The following is a 17857-nucleotide window of genomic DNA, read 5'->3' on the forward strand; positions in this document are numbered from 1 at the left end:
AAGGCGGCGGAACCTAGTCAGGTCAACGCCGGGGAGCAAGCGGGGTTCAGTCGTCCCGCCCCAGCGGGTGCTTGTCGCGCACCACCTGGGTCAGACGGTCGGTGGCGACGTGGGTGTAGATCTGCGTCGTCGCAATGTCGGCATGGCCCAGCAGGGTCTGCACGACCCGCAGGTCGGCCCCGCCCTCCAGCAAGTGGGTGGCGAAGGCATGGCGCAGGACGTGGGGGCTGACCCGGGCCGGGTCGATCCCGGCGTCGACGGCGGCCTGGTCGAGCAACTGGGCGAAACGGCGCGACGTCAGATGGCCCTTGGCCGAGACCGACGGGAACAGCCACGGACTGTCAGGCGCCTTCTCCGGCCGGACCGCGTCGCGGGCGACCAGCCAGGTCTTCACCGCCTCCCGGGCGGAGGCGTTCAGCGGGGCGAGTCGCTCCTTGCCGCCCTTGCCGCGCACGATCAGGAAGGCGGGGTCGCGGCGCACGGCCTCGACTTTCAGACCCAGCAGTTCCGAAACCCGCAGGCCGGAGGCGTAGGCCAACTCGACCAGGGCGACCAGCCGCTGGCCCGCCGTCCCGTCCCGCGCGGCCGCCGCCGTCAGCAACCGGTCGATCTCGTCGCCAGCCAGGGTCCGGGGCAGGCTGCGGCCCTGTTTCGGCGCGTCCAGCCGTCGCGACGGGTCGTCGACCCGCCACCCCTCGCCCAGCGCGAAGCGATAGAATTGACGCACCGCCGACCGCCGTCGCGCCTGGGTCGCCGGCGAGAGGCCGCGCCGCGCAAGACTGGCGTACCAGGCCTCCAGCCCGGTCTCGTCGCCCCGCATCAGGCCGCCCGGTATACCCGCCTCGGCGTCCGCCAGATCGCGGCCGTAGGCCGACAGCGTATGGGGTGAGGCGTCGCGTTCGACGGCCATCATCTCGAGAAAGGCTTCGACCTGCGGCGTGCTCATGCGCGCCGACGCTTTTCGCCGCCGCCGCTTGGTGTAGAGGGTTGTCGGGTCATGCCGTGCCTGTCGCTCTCCGCATCGTCGCCGTTCCGCTTCCCGAGAGGCCGGCGATGAGCCTTGCCGAAACGATTCCCGTCCATCGTCGCACCATAGCCCTCGTCGGGCTGATGGGGGTGGGCAAATCGACGGTCGGACGACGGCTGGCCAAACGACTCGGTCTGCCCTTCGCCGACGCGGACGTCGAGATCGAGGCGGCGGCGGCCATGACCGTCTCGGACATCTTCGCCCGGCTGGGCGAGGCCGAGTTTCGGGCCGGAGAGGCGCGCGTGCTGAAACGCCTGCTGCAGGCTCCGCGCATGGTGCTCGCGACCGGGGGCGGGGCGGTCCTGAATCCCGAAACCCGCGCCGAACTAAAGGCGCGCGCCGTCACCGTCTGGATGCGCGCCGACCTCGAGACCGTGGCGGCCCGGGTCCAGCGTCGCGACACCCGGCCCCTGCTGCGCGGCCGCGACCCGCTGGAGGCTCTGAAGGCCATGGCCGAGGCCCGCTACCCGTTCTACGCCGCCGCCGACCTGACCGTCGACGTCGCCAGCGGGGCGCATGCCGACTCCGTCGAGGCCATCGTCCATGCCCTGGAAGCCCATTGGGCGGAGGTCGGGGCATGACCACGGTCATCCAGGTGGCCGGCGACGGGTTCCGGTCCTATGAAGTAGTGGTCGGGCGGGGCCTGATGCCGGAACTTGGCTCCCGGCTCGCGTCGTTGGCCGAGGGGCGGACCGTCATCGTCACCGACGAGACCGTCGCCGCCCTGCACGGTCCGTCGGCGCTCGCCTCGCTAGAGGCCGCCGGGGTTCGCGCCCGGCTGCTGGCGGTGCCGCCCGGGGAGAACTCCAAATCCTTCGCCGAACTGGAGCGGGTGATAGACCGGCTGCTGGCCTTCGGGCTGGACCGACGCGACCTGATCGTGGCCCTGGGCGGCGGCGTGGTCGGGGATCTCGCGGGCCTGGCGGCGGCCCTCTACATGCGCGGCATCGACTTCGTCCAGGTTCCGACGACCCTGCTGGCCCAGGTCGACTCCTCGGTCGGCGGCAAGACCGCAATCGACATGCCGCGCGGCAAGAACCTGGTCGGCGCCTTCCACCAGCCTCGGCTGGTGGTGGCCGACATCGATCTGCTGTCCACCCTGCCGCCGCGCCAGCTCCGATCGGGCTGGGCCGAGGTGCTCAAGCATGGCCTGATCTGCGACGCAGCCTTTTTCGACTGGCTCGCCGGTGAAGGGGCGGCAGGCGCGAACGGGGACGCCGTCGCCCTTCATCGCGCCGTGGTCCGGTCGGTCGAGATCAAGAGCGCCATCGTCGGTCAGGACCAGAAGGAGGCCGGCCAGCGGGCCCTGCTGAACCTCGGCCACACCTTCGGCCATGCCCTCGAGGCCGAACTGGGATTCGACGAGGATGTGCTGACCCATGGCGAGGCGGTGGCCTTGGGCTGCGCCATGGCCTTCCGGTTCTCGGCCGCCAGCGGGCTGTGTCCCGCCGCGGACGCCGCCCGGGTCGAAGCCGTTCTCGCCGCGGCGGGTCTGCCGACCCGGCTGGATCATGCGGGCGTGTTCAGCGCCGACCGGTTGGCAGCGCGCATGGCCGGGGACAAGAAGGCCGAGGCCGGACGACTGACCCTGATCCTGGTCCGCGCCATCGGCGACGCCTTCGTCGAAAGGGCGGTGGATCGCGCCGCGATCGCCGCCTTCCTGAAATCCGAAGGCGCGGCCTGAGTCTCACGGCGCCGCTCGCGTCGCCTGGCTTGCGAATGACCTTCAGTCGTCGTCCGATCGGTCCAACTCGCGCGACACGGCCTTCAGGCGCTGCATGGCGGCGATTTCGTTGAGGGAGTTGATTTCGCCGGACGAAATGTCCCTGGCGATTTCCCGACGGTTAAAGCCGAAGACGCCCCCCAGGAGTTCCGCGAGCATGCCCCATATCTGATCGATCAGGACCAGCAATTCTTCCAGCCAGTCAGGAACCCGACCGAAGATCAGCCTGACGATGAACCGGATGATCTTTTTGATCTCGGTGAGGTATTTGCTGATCCAGGAGAAAAATCCGCCGCCAAAGATTCCTTTGGCGAGGCTTGATCGAGCCGTTTTCTCCCCCGTGGAAGCGACGAAGACCCCGTCTGCGAGCGCCAGATATTCGCCCACGGCGGCGCGGGTCGCCTGATTGGTTCCGGCGTAGGCCTCGGAGGTCCTGGAAAACAGCTTTTGAAGGTGGTTCTGGACCAGGGACCCATTGGTCTGGATCAGGTCGGCGTCAGGATCGCTTCCACAAGCTTTCACCATGTCCTTCGTCACGTTCGAGACGAAGGACAACGTCGCTGCGAAAAAGGCGCCTAGCGGATCGCCTTCGCCGGCGCTCACTGTTTTTTCGGCCATGGTCCGTTCCCCCGGTTACGCATAACCAGAAGTCCCGAACCAGCGTTATGTCAACTCTTTGTTGTCTGGTCCACGTCCCTGACCGAGTCAGTCCACGGCACGGCACTCCGTCGGTGGCCGCCCGTCGGAAGTCCATGTGGCCATGACTCCCCGACCGCGCAGCTCATAGCCCGAAGCCTTGTACCAGATGCCGTCGGCGGCCCGCTCCTGGTACAGATCCACGGCCTCGCCGCTGGAATTTCGCACCGTCGCCATCTGGCGGGGATTGTCGAAATCGACCGATAGCCGCTCGCTGTTGTTGCACAGATAGACGGTGCGGATGACCCGGTTCAGCGCCCGATCCTGGGCCTCGGCGCCTGTGCGCCGTCGCGCGGTCTGGGCTTTCTGGGCCCGTTCGCGGACCGAATCCCCGTCGGTCGGCGCCCTTGCTGGTCGTTGTTCACAGCTCGCGAGAGCCGGAATTGACATCAACAGAATCCAAGGTTGCAATTTCTTTGAAGCCATGGTTGTATTCTTTGTCAATCGAAAGGAGGAAGTCGTATGTATATCAAGTCCATGATGGCGGGTGTCATACTTGCCGTTGCGCCATTCTCTCTCGATCCCACGTCATGCAGCAGCGCCGCTCGGGCGCAGGAATGCGCAGGACCTCAATGTCCTCCGGGAGAACATGGCTCGTTGGCCCAATGCTATGACGGCTGCGACTGGAAGCTGAACGGCGATCTAATATTCTGCCAAGTTGTCTCTCCGGATATTCTCATTAAGACCGTATGTCAGACAATCGCGCACAATGAATGGTCGAACTGCTATCGAAACTGCCTCCGCTAGCGGTGACCTGACTTTTCGCGTGTCAGCGATCGATCCTCTCGGCGCTGATAGTGAACTGCGAATTACAATCTTTTCACCCACGGAAAATTCGGAGATTTCCGAGAGCTTTCGTTGTGAGTACCTTGTCGAACCGATCAATTTGACCGGGGAGGTCATTGGCACGAACCCGTTTCATGCGATCAGACTCGCCATATTCCAGTTACGAGTGAAGCTGCACTACCGCTTTCCCGACTGGTGTTTGAGGTACGCCAGTGGCGCCCGGATGGATCTGGGTTACGAGGAGTCCGCCTGACGACCGGTTCTTCGCGTACGCCGGGCGCGGAAGAAGGCGCGGAGCAGGTCGCCGCCCTCGGCGGCCAGCACGCCGCCCTCGGCCGCGGGCTTCCAGTGGCAGGTCGGTTGGTCGAAGAAGCGAGGCCCGTTTGCCACCGCCCCGCCCTTGGGGTCGTCGGCGCCCCAGACGACGCGGCCGATGCGGGCGTGGCTGATCGCCCCGGCGCACATGGCGCAGGGCTCGAGGGTCACATAGAGGGTCAGGCCGGTGAGCCGGTAGTTTCCGCGCTTTGCGGCCGCCGCGCGCATCGCCACGATCTCGGCGTGGGCGGTGGGATCGTGGGCGCCGATGGGGCCGTTCTGACCCTCAGAGACGACTTCGCCGGTGGATTCGTCGACGATCACGCAGCCCACGGGAGTCTCTCCCGCGTCCGCCGCCGCTTGCGCACACGCCAAGGCCATGTGCATGAACCGCTCATCATGGCCAGCCATCCCCGAGACAACGACAAGAAGCCGCGCCCGCGTCAAGACGACAGCCGCGACGGCCCCCGCAAACCCTTCGTCAAGCGCACTGAAGGCGGCGACGATCGGGGTCCGCCCAAGGGCGGCAAATCCTTTGGCAAGCCAGGAGCCAAGCCGGGCGGCAAGTCGTTCTCGAAGGACGGCAAGGCCGGTCCCAAGGGTGACGAAGGCCCCAAACGCAGCGAGCGGATCGCCAAGGCCATGGCCCGCGCCGGCATCGCCTCGCGCCGCGAGGTCGAGCGGCTGATCGGTCTCGGCAAGGTGGCCGTGAACGGCAAGATTCTCGACACGCCGGCCACCCTGGTCACCCGCGACGACGTCATCACGGTCGACGGCAAGGCGATCGGCTCGGCCGAGGCGACCCGCGTCTGGCGCTATCACAAGCCCGCCGGCCTGGTGACCTCGCACAATGATCCGGGCGGCCGGCCGACCGTGTTCGACGCCCTGCCCAGCGGCCTGCCGCGGGTGATCTCCGTCGGCCGTCTCGATCTCAACACCGAGGGCCTGCTGCTGCTGACCAATGACGGCGAGTTGAGCCGCGCCCTGGAACTGCCCTCTACCGAACTGGTGCGCCAGTATCGCGCCCGGGCTCGCGGCCGCGTCAGCCAGCTGCAGCTGGACTCGCTGAAGGACGGCGTGACCGTCGACGGCGTCCGCTACGGTCCCATCGAGGCCACGCTCGACAAGGCCAAGGAGAGCGAGGGTAATGCGCCCGCCAATCTTTGGATCAGCGTCTCTATCACCGAGGGCAAGAACCGCGAGGTCCGCAAGGTGCTGGAGCATCTCGGCCTGACGGTGAACCGGCTGATCCGTCTGGCCTATGGTCCGTTCCAGCTCGGCGCCCTGCCGGTTGGATCGGTCGAGGAGGTCGGCCCGCGCGTGATCCGCGAGATGCTGGCCCAGCACATCCGGCCCGAGAACCTGCCGACCGGCAACACCGTCTCCACCCCCGCGCCGATCCCGGGCCGCCGCACCTCGGCGCCGATCCACAAGGGCGCCTCGGGCTCGGCCATCTCCGATCCGTCGCGCAAGCCGAGCCGCGTCCGCGCCGCCGGGGCCGCCGCCGACGCCGCCGCCGAGCGCGCCGCGCGGCCGCAGAAGAAGCCGGGCTGGGCCAAGGCCGCGCCGAAATTCGAGCATCCGAAGAAGAATTTCACCCCCCGCGCCCGGCCCGAGGGCGCCGAGGCGGCGACCGGCGAACGGCCCAAGCGGGTGTTCAAGCCGCGCGAGGACCAGTTCATCGACCGTCCCCGCGGGGACGCCCGCACCGGCGCCCGTCCGGCGGCGCGGTCCGACGACCGGCCCGGCGACAAGCGTCCGTTCGACCGCAAGCCGGGCGCCAAGCCGCCGTTCGCCGGCAAGACCGGGGATCGGCCCGGCGGATCGCGTCCCGGCGGCTTTTCCAAACCCGGCAGCCCCCGTCCCGGGGCCGGTCCGGCCGGCGGGCGCGGCAGCCCGCGCGGTCCCCGCTCCAAGGGCTGATCCGTGCGGATCGTCGCAGGCAGTCTGAAGGGCCGGACCATTGTCGCGCCGGAGGGGCAGGGCACCCGCCCCACCTCTGACCGCGCGCGTCAGGCCGTGTTCAATGTGCTGGAACACGCCGCCTGGGCCGAACCGCTCGAAGGGATGCGGGTCATGGACCTGTACGCCGGCTCGGGCGCCCTCGGGTTCGAGGCCATCAGCCGCGGCGCAGCCTTCGCCCTGTTCGTCGAGACGGATGACGAGGCGCGTGGGTCCATTCGCGAGAACGCCGACGCCTTTGGCGTCATGGGCCGCACCCGGGTGCATCGGCGCAGCGCCACCGAGCTCGGTGGGCGGCCGGGGTCTGACGGCGAGGCGTTCGATCTGGCCTTCCTTGACCCGCCCTATCGCAAGGGTCTGGGGGAACAGACCCTGCTGCGGCTGCTCGAAGGCAACTGGCTGAAGCCCGGTGCTGTCGTCATCTTCGAACGCGGCTCCGACGAGCCCGAGATCGACACGCCCGGCTATGAGCGGCTGGACGCGCGCGACTACGGCGCCGCGCGGGTGCTGTTCCTCAGGGCGGGGCCGATGATGGGGGCTCAGGCCCCGGGGGCGACGCCGTCGGCCTAGAATCGCCACTCGAAAAAATGGAGTGCACATCGTGCACTTCTTCGGGGCCCGCCAAGGCCGGCTGCCGATCCGGCGCGGCGAGGCGGTCCGCCCTGGCGTCGAGCTGGTCCTTCTCGGCGGTCAGAAGGGCGTTGATCTGCCCGCGGGTCATGCCGTCGAAGATCTCGGCGTCGAGGGCGTCGTTCTCGCGGCGCAGCTCAAGCCACAGGCGGCGCCAGCGCGCGGCCTCGACGGACCTGCCCCGGTTCAGCGCCTGGATGAAGCGCAGGCGGGCCAGCTCGGCCTGCTCGTCGGAGTCCACGTCGTCATAGATGGACAGGTCGGGGTCGATGGGGGCCGGATCGTCCTGATCCCTGCGCCGCCAGCCCTCGCGGCGAGCGCGGCGCCGGAAGGCCGAAAGGCCCAGGTCGTGACGGCTGCACACGGCCTCGGCGTCCATGCCGGCGAGGTAGTCCTCGCGCGCCTGGGCCCAGGTCTCGGGGGAGCGGATGCGATAGGTCTCGGTCATGAGGCGCGAGTGTAGGGGCGGGGTGCGTCAGAATCGGTCGCAGGGTCCGGATCGGTCGAGGCGGCCTGACGCCTCGACCGACTCCGCCCGTCAGAGGCGTGTCACCACCCGCGGGCCGAGACCCGGTTGTCGAGCTGGCTGCGCATGCGCGCCAGACCGTCGCGGTTGACCCGGTAGGGTCCGCCGCCGAGCGAGGCGATCAGCCCCTTGTTTTTCAGCTTCTTCCAGACCGACAGATTGCAGTCGGTCAGCAGGAAGCCGTCGCGGGTGAAACAGTCGGCGCGCAGGATGCGGCCGTCGGCGTCGCGTTCGAGGACGATCGCGCCGCCCTGCGCCAGGGCGTGCAGCGTGCGCTGCTCCGCACGGGAGATGTTCATTTTGAGATATCCGAAAGGCGTGATGACGCTCGCCGGCGCAAACTTCCGGGCCGAAATCTGAGTCTGACCGCAAGACGCGATCAGACCGATTTCGGCTGGCACGCCGACGGGTGGATCAGAGGCTCTTCTCAGCGCTGTGAGAGGCCTCAGGCCTTTCGCGCAATCTCGGACATAGGCTTCCTGTCGGGATGATCCCGAGGGTTGAACGGGCGCCGTATAGCGCAGGTCGCGGTTCCGGCGCTAGAGGCGCAGTCGCGCCGCGAGCGTCCTCGCCGCCGCCGTGACCTCGGCCCAGGTGACCTCGAAGCCTGCGTCGTCGCCGAACCAGGGGTCGGCGACGGCCTGACCCTCGCGGCCCTCGACATGGTCCAGCAGCAGGCTGAGTTCGGCGGTGGCGTCGGCGGGCGCCAGCTTGCGCAGCCTGGCGAGATTGTCGTGGTCGAGGGCGATCACATGGGTGAAGCGGCGGAAGTCTGCGGCCCGCACCTGACGGGCGCGCAGGCCGGAGATGTCGACGTCGTTGCGGTGGGCGACCGCAATCGCCCGTTCGTCAGGCGGTTCTCCGGCGTGCCAGTCGCCGGTGCCGGCGGAGTCGACGATCAGATCGAGGCCGAGGCGGGCGGCCTCGGCGCGCAGGGCGCCCTCGGCCAGCGGGGAGCGACAGATGTTGCCGAGACAGACGAAGAGGACGGAGGGCATGGAAATATAGCGCGCTGAAAGTTTGCTAGTCAGGAGTAAAGCCTGTCTCGCTCTGAGGTTGAAATGCGTCGAGAAACGATTACCCCTCTACCTAGCTGGAGAGTGGGATGTGTCGAAACGATTGAAACGAGACAGGGCCCGATCCGACCTTGCCTATATGCTCAGGATTGCCGAAGGGGCTCCCTTTTTTCAGATGATCTGGTGCGTCGATCGGATCCGTGTTGGGGATTTTGATCGGGGAGTGCGTGGTCTCGCGGACATACCTAAGGACGTTTTAGAAGGGGCCGCGAAAAGTAAGTTGTATTTCCAGCCTTGGATGTTGGAAGATCTCGTGAACGAGTGGCTCGCCACGCCGCGGCCGAAGTTGGTCCTACCTCGAAGGTTGCTTTGTGAATCTTACAACGGGTTCGCAAGCGTCTATAATGCCATACTTCGGGTCGACGATACTGAGAGCGGGTTTGAAATCGATCGGGGCCAAGATGTGCTCCAGATGCTGCCTCGGTTTGGTCATCGGCAGTTCGAATGGCAACAAGGTTGGCTAAACGGACCCTCACTCTACAGGTCAGCGTTTATTTACGGACAAGGCGAAAGCCGAAAGTGGTTCAGCCAAACCTATGGAGCAACGCCTGCTGATCTGATGCTTTTCGCGATGGCAGCCCACAGCGTCTTCAACGGCGCCCCGGAGAATCGGGTAGCAACATTGTCGGTTCCGCAACTGGGTCTTGAAGAACCTCTTGTCACGGCAGGGCTGCGTTTGATGAGCTCGAAATTGAACGAGGTCATGGCGGAGGCCGCCCGCCTTCGTCGAGGCCCCTTTAACGTCGCAGCAAAGCCGAGCGTATTGCGAAGGACGCCTATCGTCTCGTTCGGCGCGGACAGCTTAAGGGCACCGCTTCCAGATTTGCTCCTAGAGAGAGCCACAACAGGGCTCTATCTCGATTTTGTGCAGGCGCCAGATACTGTAAGGAACGAGATCGCGAGAAGATTTGAGCTGTACTGCTTCGATCTCTTCCAAGACATGTTCGGTGATGCGGCCCGCCCACAGTATCGGTACGGTACCAAGAATCGACCGATCGACAGTCCTGATATACTCATTCAAGATCGCGACCAGCTCCAACTGATTGTCGAATGCAAAGCCACACGAATGAAGTTTGAAGTGCGGTTCTCAGACGCTTGGCATGAGGCAACAGAGAGGGGCTACCGGGAGCTAGCAAAGGGCGTTGGTCAAATCTGGCGGCATGTCTCACACATGAGGAGAGGCTTGGTTCCAGATAAGCCGGCCGCCCAACTGAATGGATTGGTCCTGACTATGGACCCTTGGATGCGGATGACGCATGGCCAAGACGAAATCATACTTAGAATGGCGCGGGAATGGTGCGCAGCGACTGATCCCGAAATTCAGCCCGAGGATGAGTGCCCGGTTGGTTTCACACACGTCGGCGACCTCGAGTCGCTCTTTCACACAACCGGCACCGACCATGCGATCAAGATGCTGCATAAGATCGCCGCGCGAGCGGGATGGGGCGCAAATGAACTAGGGCGGGACGAGGATACCCCGAGGGTCGACCGGCCATTCGTTTTCGCCAACCGCATGGCCGAAGTCATCCCATGGCTTGAGCTACTGGAGCGGTCCGGCAAGCGATAACGGCGCAACGCCGGCTATCGTCAAATAAGCCTCCGCCCGGTGACCGCCGCGCCCGGCGAAGGATGTGGTCGCCCCGGCCCGGCGTCATCACCGCCGCCCGAACAGCTTCTCGAGGTCAGCCAGCTTCAGTTCGACATAGGTCGGGCGGCCGTGGTTGCACTGGCCGGAGTGGGGGGTGGCCTCCATCTCGCGGAGGAGGGCGTTCATCTCGGGGGCGGAGAGGACGCGGCCGGCGCGGACGCTGCCGTGGCAGGCCATGGTTCCGCAGACTTCGCCGAGGCGTTCGGACAGGGCCAGGGCCGCGCCGTGTTCGGCGAGGTCGTCGGCGATGTCGCGGATCAGGCCCTGCACATCCGTGTCGCCGAGCAGGGCGGGGGTCTCGCGGACCAGCACCGCGCCGGCGCCGAACGGTTCGACGATCAGGCCCAGTTCGGCCAGTTCATCGGCGCGGGCCGAGACGCGCTCGGCCTCGGCGGGATCCAGTTCGACGACCTCGGGGGTCAGCAGGGCCTGACGCGTCACCGCGCCGCGCGCCATCTGCACCTTCATCCGCTCATAGACGAGGCGTTCGTGGGCGGCGTGCTGGTCGACGACGACCAGGCCGTCGCGGGTCTGGGCGACGATATAGGTGCCGTGCAGTTGGGCCCGGGCCGCGCCGAGGGGGTAGTCCAGCGGGTCGACGGCGCCGCCGGATTCATGATGAATCAATGATTGACCATCAAAGGCCGGCTGCGCTTCCACGCGGGCCGAGCGCTCGTTCAGGCCGGGAATGATCTGCGCCGTCGCGCTGGCGGGGGCCGCCCAGCCCTGCCAGCCGCTCCAGCCCTGGGCCGCCGGCGAGGATGGGCTGTAGGCCGCGCCGGCGCCGACGCCTGTGTGCGGCCTGAACCCGGCCAATGCATCCGCCGCAACGGTGGTCGAGGCGCGGTGGCCGGCGGCGGCGAGGGCGTGGCGCAGGGCGCCGACGATCAGGCCGCGCACCAGCGCCGGGTCGCGGAAGCGGACCTCGGCCTTGGCCGGGTGGACGTTGACGTCGACGTAGAGCGGGTCGATCTCGAGGAACAGCACGGCCGCCGGGTGCCGGTCGCGGGCGAGGAAGTCGGCGTAGGCGCCGCGCAGGGCGCCCTGCAGCAGGCGGTCCTTCACCGGGCGGCCGTTGACGAACAGATACTGGTGGCCGGCGTTGCCGCGCGAATAGGTCGGCAGGCCCGCGTAGCCGGTCAGCCGGACATTGTCGCGGGCCTGATCGATCAGCAGGGCGTTGGCCTCGAAGTCGCGGCCCAGCAGGGCGGCCAGCCGTTTCAGCCGACCGACATCGCCCGGGTGTTCGGCGGGCAGACGCAGGGTGGTCTTGCCGTCGAGGTCGAGGGTGAAGGCGACGGTCTCATGCGCCATGGCCTGACGCTTGATTTCCTCCGAGATGGCCATGGCCTCGGACCGCTCGGACTTCATGAATTTGAGCCGGGCGGGGGTGGCGTAGAACAGGTCGCGCACCTCGACGCGGGCACCGTGCGGGCCGGGGAAGCCGGCGGGGGCGACGGGGCGCTGGTCGCCGCCTTCCACCGTGATGGCGTGGGCATCGCCGCCGTCGCGGGCGCGGCTGGTGATGGTCAGCCGCGCCACCGAGCCGATCGAGGGCAGGGCCTCGCCGCGGAAGCCGAGGGTGTGGATACGCAGCAGGTCGACATCGCCGGCGTCGTCGGGCTCCAGCTTGGAGGTGGCGTGGCGTTCGACCGCGAGAGCGAGCTGGTCCGCCGCCATGCCGTGCCCGTCGTCGGCGATCAGGATGCGGGTCAGGCCGCCGCCGTCGGCCTGCACCTCGATCCGGGTCGCGCCGGCGTCGAGCGCGTTCTCGACCAGCTCCTTGATCGCGCTGGCCGGGCGTTCGACCACCTCGCCTGCGGCGATGCGGTTGACCGTTTCAGGGGGGAGGCGGCGGATGAGCATGGGATTCGCAAGTATGCCGCTTTCCGCCGGGGGAAAGTAGGCGTTCGCGATCCCGGCCCGCCTATTCGATCGGCGTGATGGTCATCGACAGCAGGTCGCCCGACCCGTCGCCAACCCGGACGGCGGCCTTGTCGCCGCGCAGGAAGGTCAGGCGGGGGGCGGCGATCCGGGCGTCGTTGCGCGACAGGCGGGCTTCCAACTGCATCTGCGCATCATCGCCGTCGCCCTGGACGGCGAACAGATCGGCCTCGAACGCGTATGTGGTCCCGCCGACGCTGGCCGAGGCGCTCGCGGGCGCGTCCTCGAGAATCCAGGTGCGGGTCGAGACGACCTCGACGCCGTTCTGAACGACCGAGAGGTCCAGTTGGTAGCGCTGCGCCGACCGCTCCTGGGCGATGGCGGGCGTTGCGGCGAGCAGGGCGGCGGCGATGAGGGCGGGACGGATCATGGACGGCTCCTTGGTTCAAGGCACCGTCCGAAGAGTCGCGTTACCGGAACCCTAACCGTTCGACCGTTCCAGTCCGGCGATGGACTCGACGATGTCCCCGGTCTTCTTCGCCACTACGGCCTGGGCGTCGTAGAGGCCGCGGTTATAGAAGAAGGGGCCGATCTGGCGGCCGAGGAAGTCGAGCAGCATTTCCGCGGGCAGGGCGGCGAGATCCATCTCCAGCTCGTCGCGGAAATACGTCCGAAGCTTCGCCGTGATGTCGGCGGTTTCCTCGCGGCTGAACTGGATGGGCTTCATGTCAGCTGACCTCGGCCAGGGCTTCCTCCGCCGCGACCCAGGCGGCTTCGGCGGCGTCGAGGTCGGACCGGGTTTTCGCCCTTGCCCGGGTCAGGCCTTCAAGGGCCTTGGGATTGCTGACCGAGGCGTTGGCCATGTCGTCGTCGATGCGGGCGATGTCGGCCGTCAGCTGGGTCATCCGCTCCTCGGCTTTCTTCACCGCGTGACGCAGGGTCGAGGGGGAAGGGCCGGACTTCTTGTCGTTTTTCTTGTTTTTGTTGTTCGAAGCGGGCGCGGCGGCGACCGTGTCGTCCTTGATCTGGCTCGGCTTCACCGCCGCCTGTTTGGCGCGGTCGAGGACGTACCTGGCGTAGTCGTCCATGTCGCCTTCCCAGGGCTTGACCGTGCCCTCGGCGGCCAGCCACAGCCGGTCGGCGACCATCTCCATCAGCGAGCGGTCGTGGGTGATCAGGATGACGGCGCCGGAATAGTCGTTGAGGGCGTCGAGCAGGGCGCGGCGGCTGTCGATGTCGAGGTGGTTGGTCGGTTCGTCGAGGATCAGGATGTGCGGTGCGTCCATCGCCACCTGGTTGAGCAGCAGGCGGGCGCGCTCGCCGCCCGACAGGCTGGCGACGGTGGTCTCCTGCTTCTCGTAGCCCAGACCCCATTGCGCCAGTTTCGAGCGGCGGGCGCTTTCGGGGGCGTCGGGCATGGCGCGGCGGATGATCTCCAGCGGGGTGTCGGTCGGGTCCATGGCCTCGATCTGGTGCTGGTGAAACCAGCCCACGCGCATCTTGCGGTCGCGGTGCAGTTCGCCCTCGGACACGTTCAGCGCCCCGGCGATCATCTTGGCGAAGGTCGACTTGCCGGCGCCGTTGACGCCCAGCAGGCCGATGCGGTCGTCCAGGTCCATGCGCAGGTTGAGATTGCGCAGGATCGGCTTGCCCGGCTCATAGCCGACGTTGGCGCGCTCCAGCCGGATCAGCGGCGGCGCCAGCGGGCGGGGCGGCGACGGCAGGATGAAGGGAGCGACGCGCTCCTCGATGGTGGTGGCGACGGGCTGCATCTTCGCCAGACGCTTCATGCGCGACTGGGCCTGGGCGGCCTTGGAGGCCTTGGCCTTGAAGCGGTCGACGAAGGCCTGGAGGTGGGCGCGTTCGGCGTCCTGCTTGGCCTTGGCCGACAACTGCAGGCGGGCCTTCTCGGCGCGGGCCTTTTCGAACTGGTCGTAGTTGCCCGTGTAGAGCGTCAGATTGCGGTTCGCGAGGTGCAGGATGTGGGTGCAGACCTCGTTCAGCATCTCGCGGTCGTGGGAGATGATCAGGGCCGTGTGCGGGTATTTCTTCAGCCGCGCCTCGAGCCACAGGGCGCCTTCGAGGTCGAGGTAGTTGGTCGGTTCGTCGAGCAGCAGCATGTCCGGCTCGGCGAACAGGGCCGCGGCCAGGGCGACGCGCATGCGCCAGCCGCCGGAGAATTCCGACATCGGCCGCTGCTGGTTCTCCTGATCGAAGCCGAGGCCGACGAGGATTTCGGCGGCGCGGGCGGGGGCGGCGTCGGCGTCGATCTCGATCAGCCGGGTCCAGATCTCGCCCATCTCCTCGGGCTCGGCGGTCTCCAGACGGCCCAGCAGGGTGTGACGCTCCTCGTCGGCCTCGAGGATGGTCTCGAGCACGCTGACGGGAGTGGCGGGGTGTTCCTGGTCGACCGAGCCAATGCGGGCTGTTCGGGGCAGGCTGATCTCGTCGCCGCCGGCGGCCAGTTCGCCGAGGATCAGCTTGAACAGGGTCGACTTGCCGATGCCGTTGCGGCCGACCAGCCCGACCTTGGCGCCGGGCGGCAGGGAGACGGACGCGTCCTCGAGGAATTTGCGGCCCCAGGCGTTGAAGGTCAGGTCGGTGATCTGGAGCATGGTCGGTCGAAATCTCGGGCGGCCGCTGACGCATCGAACCGCCTTGCGGCGCGCGAAAGAGGCAAAATTGTGTGGCGGTTGGAAACCGGGGAGGGCGCCGCTATAAGCCCGCGACCTTCAATCTCCCAACAAGAAGTCACTCCCATGACCGAACGCACCTTCTCGATCATCAAGCCGGACGCGACGCGCCGCAACCTGACCGGCGCCATCAACGCCGTGATCGAGGGCGCCGGCCTGCGCATCGTCGCCCAGCGCCGCGTCAAGCTGACCGAGGCCCAGGCGAAGAAATTCTACGAAGTCCACGCCGAACGCCCCTTCTACGGCGAGCTGGTCGGCCAGATGACCGCCGAGCCGGTCGTCGTCCAGGTGCTGGAAGGCCCCAACGCCGTCGCCGCCTATCGCGAAGTCATGGGCGCCACCAATCCGAAGGACGCCGCCGAAGGCACGATCCGCAAGCTGTTCGCCCTGTCGATCGGCGAAAACTCGGTCCACGGCTCGGACTCGCTGGAGAACGCCGGCATCGAGATCGCCCAGTTCTTCACCGACGACCAGATCGTCGGCTGAGCCGGGTTCATCCCGTCGTAATCTGACCGGCGGCCGGCTCTCCTGACGGGGGGCCGGCCGCTTCGTTTTCCGGAGCGTCCGACCGGCCGAGCACCCGTTTGCGCGCCGCCTCGAAGGTCCGCACGAAGCGGACGCGCTTGAGCACCGGCTTCGGCACGGTCTGCAGCAGGGCGCGCAGGACGCCGTGTCCGGCCCCGACGATCAGCACCTCGTCGCCCTCGTCCAGCAGCCGCTTGAGCAGATCGCCCAGGGCGAAGGCGCCGGTGGGGTCGAGCATCGGCACCGCCTCGAGGCGCAGGACATAGGCCCGCTTGCGCGCGCCGATCCGGTCCAGGGCGTCCTTGACCACGGCCGCGCTGCCGAAGAACAGCGGACCCCGGAAGGTCAGGACGCCGATGTCCGCCGGAAGGCCCTGGTTGGGGGTGTAGCGGCCGCCCCGCCGGGACCCGAGGTCGTCCTCGTCGCCCTCGATGATCGGCGGTCCGCCCTCGATCGAGGCGAGGCCCGCCATGCGGTGCATGAAGACGAAGGCCGCCAGCACCATGCCGACCTCGATGGCGACGGTCAGGTCGACCAGCACCGTCAGGCCGAAGGTGGCCAGCAGGACGGCGCGGTCGCCGTTGGAGGTGCGCAGGATCAGGCGGAAGCGGTGCGCCTCGGCCATGTTCAGCGCCACCACCACGAGGATGGCCGCCAGCGCCGCCATGGGGACCAGTTTCATCACCGGCGACAGCAGCAGCATGAACAGCAGCAGGAAGACCGCGTGCAGCATGCCGGCCACCGGCGAGCGGGCGCCGGAGCGGATGTTGGTCGCGGTGCGGGCGATGGCCCCGGTGGCCGGCAGGCCGCCGACCGCGGCCGAGGCGACATTGGCCACGCCCTGGGCCACCAGTTCGACGTTGGAGCGGTGCCGGCGGCCGGTCATCTGGTCGCCGACGACGGCCGAGAGCAGGGATTCCACCCCGGCCAGCAGGGCGATGGTCAGGGCGCTGGGCAGCAGCTCCATGGCGTTGTCCCAGCGCCAGAAGGCGAGGCTGGGCGTCGGCAGGCGGGCGTTCATCTCGCCGAAACGCGAGCCGATGGTCTCGACCGGCCACTGGGTCAGGGCGACGACGGCGGCGGCCAGAACCGTGATGATAAGGAAGCCGGGAAGGCGCGGGGCGTGGCGGCGCAGCAGCAGGATGCCGGCGACGCAGGCGGCGGACAGGCCGAGGGCCGGAAGGCTGACGGTATCGCGGACCGCCCACAGGGCCTGGAGTTTGGGGATCAGTTCGGCGGGGACGGCGGCGGCCTCGAGGCCGAGAATGTCCTTGACCTGGCTGGCCATGATGATGACGGCGATGCCGCTGGTGAAGCCGGTGGTGACGGGGTCCGGGATGTATTTGATCAGGGTCCCGACGCGGGCCAGGCCCGCGACGACCAGGATGCCTCCGGCCATCAGCGTGGCCATCAGCAGGCCGTCGTAGCCGTATTTCGAGATCACCCCGTAGACGATGACCACGAAGGCGCCGGTGGGGCCGCCGATCTGGAACCGGCTGCCGCCGAGGGCCGAGATCAGGAAGCCGGCGACGATGGCCGTGATCAGTCCGACCTCGGGCGTGGCGCCCGAGGCGATGGCCAGGGCCATGGCCAGGGGCAGGGCGACCACCGCCACGGTCAGGCCGGCGAAGGTGTCGGCCCGGAAATCCGTCGGGCCGTAGCCCTGGCGCAGGACGGTGACCGCCTTGGGCAGGAACAGCTTCCAGTCGTTTCCCATGGCGGCCTATTTCCCGCCGGTCAGCCGGACGCCGCGGCCGACGCCCTGGCTGGGCGCGCCCTCGACGATCAGTTCGACGCCCGCGTCCGAGATCGCCGTCATCACCTTCTCGAGGCTGTCGACCACCACCCGGACCGAGCCCTCGCAGGCCTCCATCCGCTGGATGGTCTGGGTCGACAGGCCCGACAGGCGGGCCAGTTCGCGCTGGTCGATCCCGAGCAGGGCCCGGGCGGCGCGGATCTGGGAGCCAGTGATCATCAGAACCTCTCCGTTGATAGATCATATATCACATCAGAGAGATAAAATAGCCAGTGTCCCAGGTCGGCGCGGGTCCGGGCGCGGTCGGCGCAAGCGCGGCCGCGGGAACGTCGCGCCCCGCCGGACGTTTTGACGGCGCCCTCTCCCCAAGGAGCATCGATATGAAACCGTTTCTGAAACTCGCCCCCGCGGCCGCCCTTCTGACCCTGCTGTCGGCCTGCGGCACGACCATGGAGCAGCGGGCCGCGACCGGCGCCCTCGGCGGCGCCGTCGTCGGCCAGGCCATCGGCGGCGACACCGGTTCGACCGTCGCGGGCGCCGCCGCCGGCGCGGTCGCGGGCGCCGTCACCACGCCGCCCCGCCGCCGTCCGAACTGACGAAGCCCCGAACG

At 67.9% G+C, this 17857-nt stretch carries 20 protein-coding genes; 7 read left to right on the top strand and 13 right to left on the bottom strand.

Going from position 1 to position 17857, the window contains the following annotated elements; all coding sequences use genetic code 11:
- Positions 1-46: 46 nt before the first annotated feature.
- Positions 47-946 (bottom strand): site-specific tyrosine recombinase XerD, encoded by a 900-nt coding sequence (locus Q8Q71_RS06015; RefSeq protein WP_305758720.1) that lies wholly within the window; start codon positions 944-946, stop codon positions 47-49.
- A gap of 107 nt (positions 947-1053) precedes the next feature.
- Between Q8Q71_RS06015 and Q8Q71_RS06020 the strand changes: the two genes are divergently transcribed.
- Both Q8Q71_RS06020 and aroB read left to right on the top strand, forming a co-directional pair.
- Entirely contained in the window at positions 1054-1608 is a 555-nt protein-coding gene (locus Q8Q71_RS06020; protein WP_305758721.1) for a shikimate kinase, read from the top strand.
- Complete coding sequence (gene aroB, locus Q8Q71_RS06025) at positions 1605-2711, top strand: 3-dehydroquinate synthase (RefSeq protein WP_305758722.1); 1107 nt, start codon at positions 1605-1607, stop codon at positions 2709-2711. Before Q8Q71_RS06020 ends, aroB begins: the two co-directional genes overlap by 4 nt.
- 42 nt (positions 2712-2753) lie before the next feature.
- Here aroB and Q8Q71_RS06030 read toward each other — a convergent pair whose 3' ends face one another.
- The 3 genes from Q8Q71_RS06030 to tadA all read right to left on the bottom strand — a co-directional run bounded on the left by Q8Q71_RS06030 (position 2754) and on the right by tadA (position 4958).
- The gene (locus Q8Q71_RS06030; RefSeq protein WP_305758723.1) at positions 2754-3368 is read right to left on the bottom strand and encodes a hypothetical protein; all 615 of its coding nucleotides are present in this window, start codon (positions 3366-3368) and stop codon (positions 2754-2756) included.
- Between the two features lie 87 nt (positions 3369-3455).
- On the bottom strand, positions 3456-3836 hold the full coding sequence (locus Q8Q71_RS06035; RefSeq protein ID WP_305758724.1) for an MliC family protein: 381 nt from the start codon (positions 3834-3836) through the stop codon (positions 3456-3458).
- A 630-nt stretch (positions 3837-4466) separates the two neighbouring features.
- A complete protein-coding gene (tadA, locus tag Q8Q71_RS06040; protein ID WP_305758725.1) occupies positions 4467-4958 on the bottom strand; it encodes a tRNA adenosine(34) deaminase TadA in 492 nt (163 codons plus the stop codon).
- Here tadA and Q8Q71_RS06045 point away from each other — a divergent pair.
- The gene (locus tag Q8Q71_RS06045; protein WP_305758726.1) at positions 4947-6470 is read left to right on the top strand and encodes a pseudouridine synthase; all 1524 of its coding nucleotides are present in this window, start codon (positions 4947-4949) and stop codon (positions 6468-6470) included. The two genes, tadA and Q8Q71_RS06045, sit on opposite strands and share 12 nt — an antisense overlap.
- A gap of 3 nt (positions 6471-6473) precedes the next feature.
- On the top strand, positions 6474-7079 hold the full coding sequence (gene rsmD, locus Q8Q71_RS06050; protein WP_305758727.1) for a 16S rRNA (guanine(966)-N(2))-methyltransferase RsmD: 606 nt from the start codon (positions 6474-6476) through the stop codon (positions 7077-7079).
- Here the strand turns inward: rsmD and Q8Q71_RS06055 are convergent.
- The 3 genes from Q8Q71_RS06055 to Q8Q71_RS06065 all read right to left on the bottom strand — a co-directional run bounded on the left by Q8Q71_RS06055 (position 7024) and on the right by Q8Q71_RS06065 (position 8663).
- Positions 7024-7587, bottom strand: a complete 564-nt coding sequence (locus tag Q8Q71_RS06055; protein WP_305758728.1) for a hypothetical protein — start codon at positions 7585-7587, stop codon at positions 7024-7026. The genes rsmD and Q8Q71_RS06055 overlap by 56 nt on opposite strands.
- A 101-nt stretch (positions 7588-7688) precedes the next feature.
- A complete protein-coding gene (locus Q8Q71_RS06060; RefSeq protein WP_305758729.1) occupies positions 7689-7964 on the bottom strand; it encodes a YjhX family toxin in 276 nt (91 codons plus the stop codon).
- A 240-nt stretch (positions 7965-8204) separates the two neighbouring features.
- Positions 8205-8663 (bottom strand): low molecular weight protein-tyrosine-phosphatase, encoded by a 459-nt coding sequence (locus Q8Q71_RS06065; protein ID WP_305758730.1) that lies wholly within the window; start codon positions 8661-8663, stop codon positions 8205-8207.
- Positions 8664-8772: 109 nt separating this feature from the next.
- On the opposite strand from Q8Q71_RS06065, the gene Q8Q71_RS06070 reads away from it, so the two are divergent.
- Positions 8773-10308: a hypothetical protein gene (locus tag Q8Q71_RS06070; protein ID WP_305758731.1), complete on the top strand. Its 1536-nt coding sequence runs from the start codon at positions 8773-8775 to the stop codon at positions 10306-10308.
- An 87-nt stretch (positions 10309-10395) separates the two neighbouring features.
- Here Q8Q71_RS06070 and mutL read toward each other — a convergent pair whose 3' ends face one another.
- The 4 genes from mutL to Q8Q71_RS06090 all read right to left on the bottom strand — a co-directional run bounded on the left by mutL (position 10396) and on the right by Q8Q71_RS06090 (position 14888).
- Positions 10396-12255 (bottom strand): DNA mismatch repair endonuclease MutL, encoded by a 1860-nt coding sequence (mutL, locus tag Q8Q71_RS06075; protein WP_305758732.1) that lies wholly within the window; start codon positions 12253-12255, stop codon positions 10396-10398.
- 61 nt (positions 12256-12316) lie between these two features.
- Positions 12317-12703 carry a hypothetical protein gene (locus Q8Q71_RS06080; protein ID WP_305758733.1) on the bottom strand — a complete coding sequence of 129 codons (387 nt, stop codon included), beginning with the start codon at positions 12701-12703 and terminating at the stop codon, positions 12317-12319.
- A 51-nt stretch (positions 12704-12754) separates the two neighbouring features.
- Positions 12755-13000 carry a DUF2164 domain-containing protein gene (locus tag Q8Q71_RS06085; protein WP_305758734.1) on the bottom strand — a complete coding sequence of 82 codons (246 nt, stop codon included), beginning with the start codon at positions 12998-13000 and terminating at the stop codon, positions 12755-12757.
- 1 nt (position 13001) lies between these two features.
- Positions 13002-14888: an ABC-F family ATP-binding cassette domain-containing protein gene (locus Q8Q71_RS06090; protein ID WP_305758735.1), complete on the bottom strand. Its 1887-nt coding sequence runs from the start codon at positions 14886-14888 to the stop codon at positions 13002-13004.
- A gap of 144 nt (positions 14889-15032) precedes the next feature.
- On the opposite strand from Q8Q71_RS06090, the gene ndk reads away from it, so the two are divergent.
- Positions 15033-15452 (top strand): nucleoside-diphosphate kinase, encoded by a 420-nt coding sequence (gene ndk, locus Q8Q71_RS06095; RefSeq protein WP_305758736.1) that lies wholly within the window; start codon positions 15033-15035, stop codon positions 15450-15452.
- Positions 15453-15459: 7 nt separating this feature from the next.
- Here ndk and Q8Q71_RS06100 read toward each other — a convergent pair whose 3' ends face one another.
- Entirely contained in the window at positions 15460-17208 is a 1749-nt protein-coding gene (locus Q8Q71_RS06100) for a SulP family inorganic anion transporter (RefSeq protein WP_305758737.1), read from the bottom strand.
- A 6-nt stretch (positions 17209-17214) separates the two neighbouring features.
- Positions 17215-17466 carry a helix-turn-helix domain-containing protein gene (locus Q8Q71_RS06105; RefSeq protein ID WP_305758738.1) on the bottom strand — a complete coding sequence of 84 codons (252 nt, stop codon included), beginning with the start codon at positions 17464-17466 and terminating at the stop codon, positions 17215-17217.
- Between the two features lie 161 nt (positions 17467-17627).
- Between Q8Q71_RS06105 and Q8Q71_RS06110 the strand changes: the two genes are divergently transcribed.
- Positions 17628-17843, top strand: a complete 216-nt coding sequence (locus tag Q8Q71_RS06110) for a glycine zipper 2TM domain-containing protein (protein ID WP_305758739.1) — start codon at positions 17628-17630, stop codon at positions 17841-17843.
- Positions 17844-17857 lie beyond the last annotated feature (14 nt).

It is taken from the genome of Brevundimonas sp., assembly GCF_030704825.1.
Lineage (GTDB): Bacteria > Pseudomonadota > Alphaproteobacteria > Caulobacterales > Caulobacteraceae > Brevundimonas.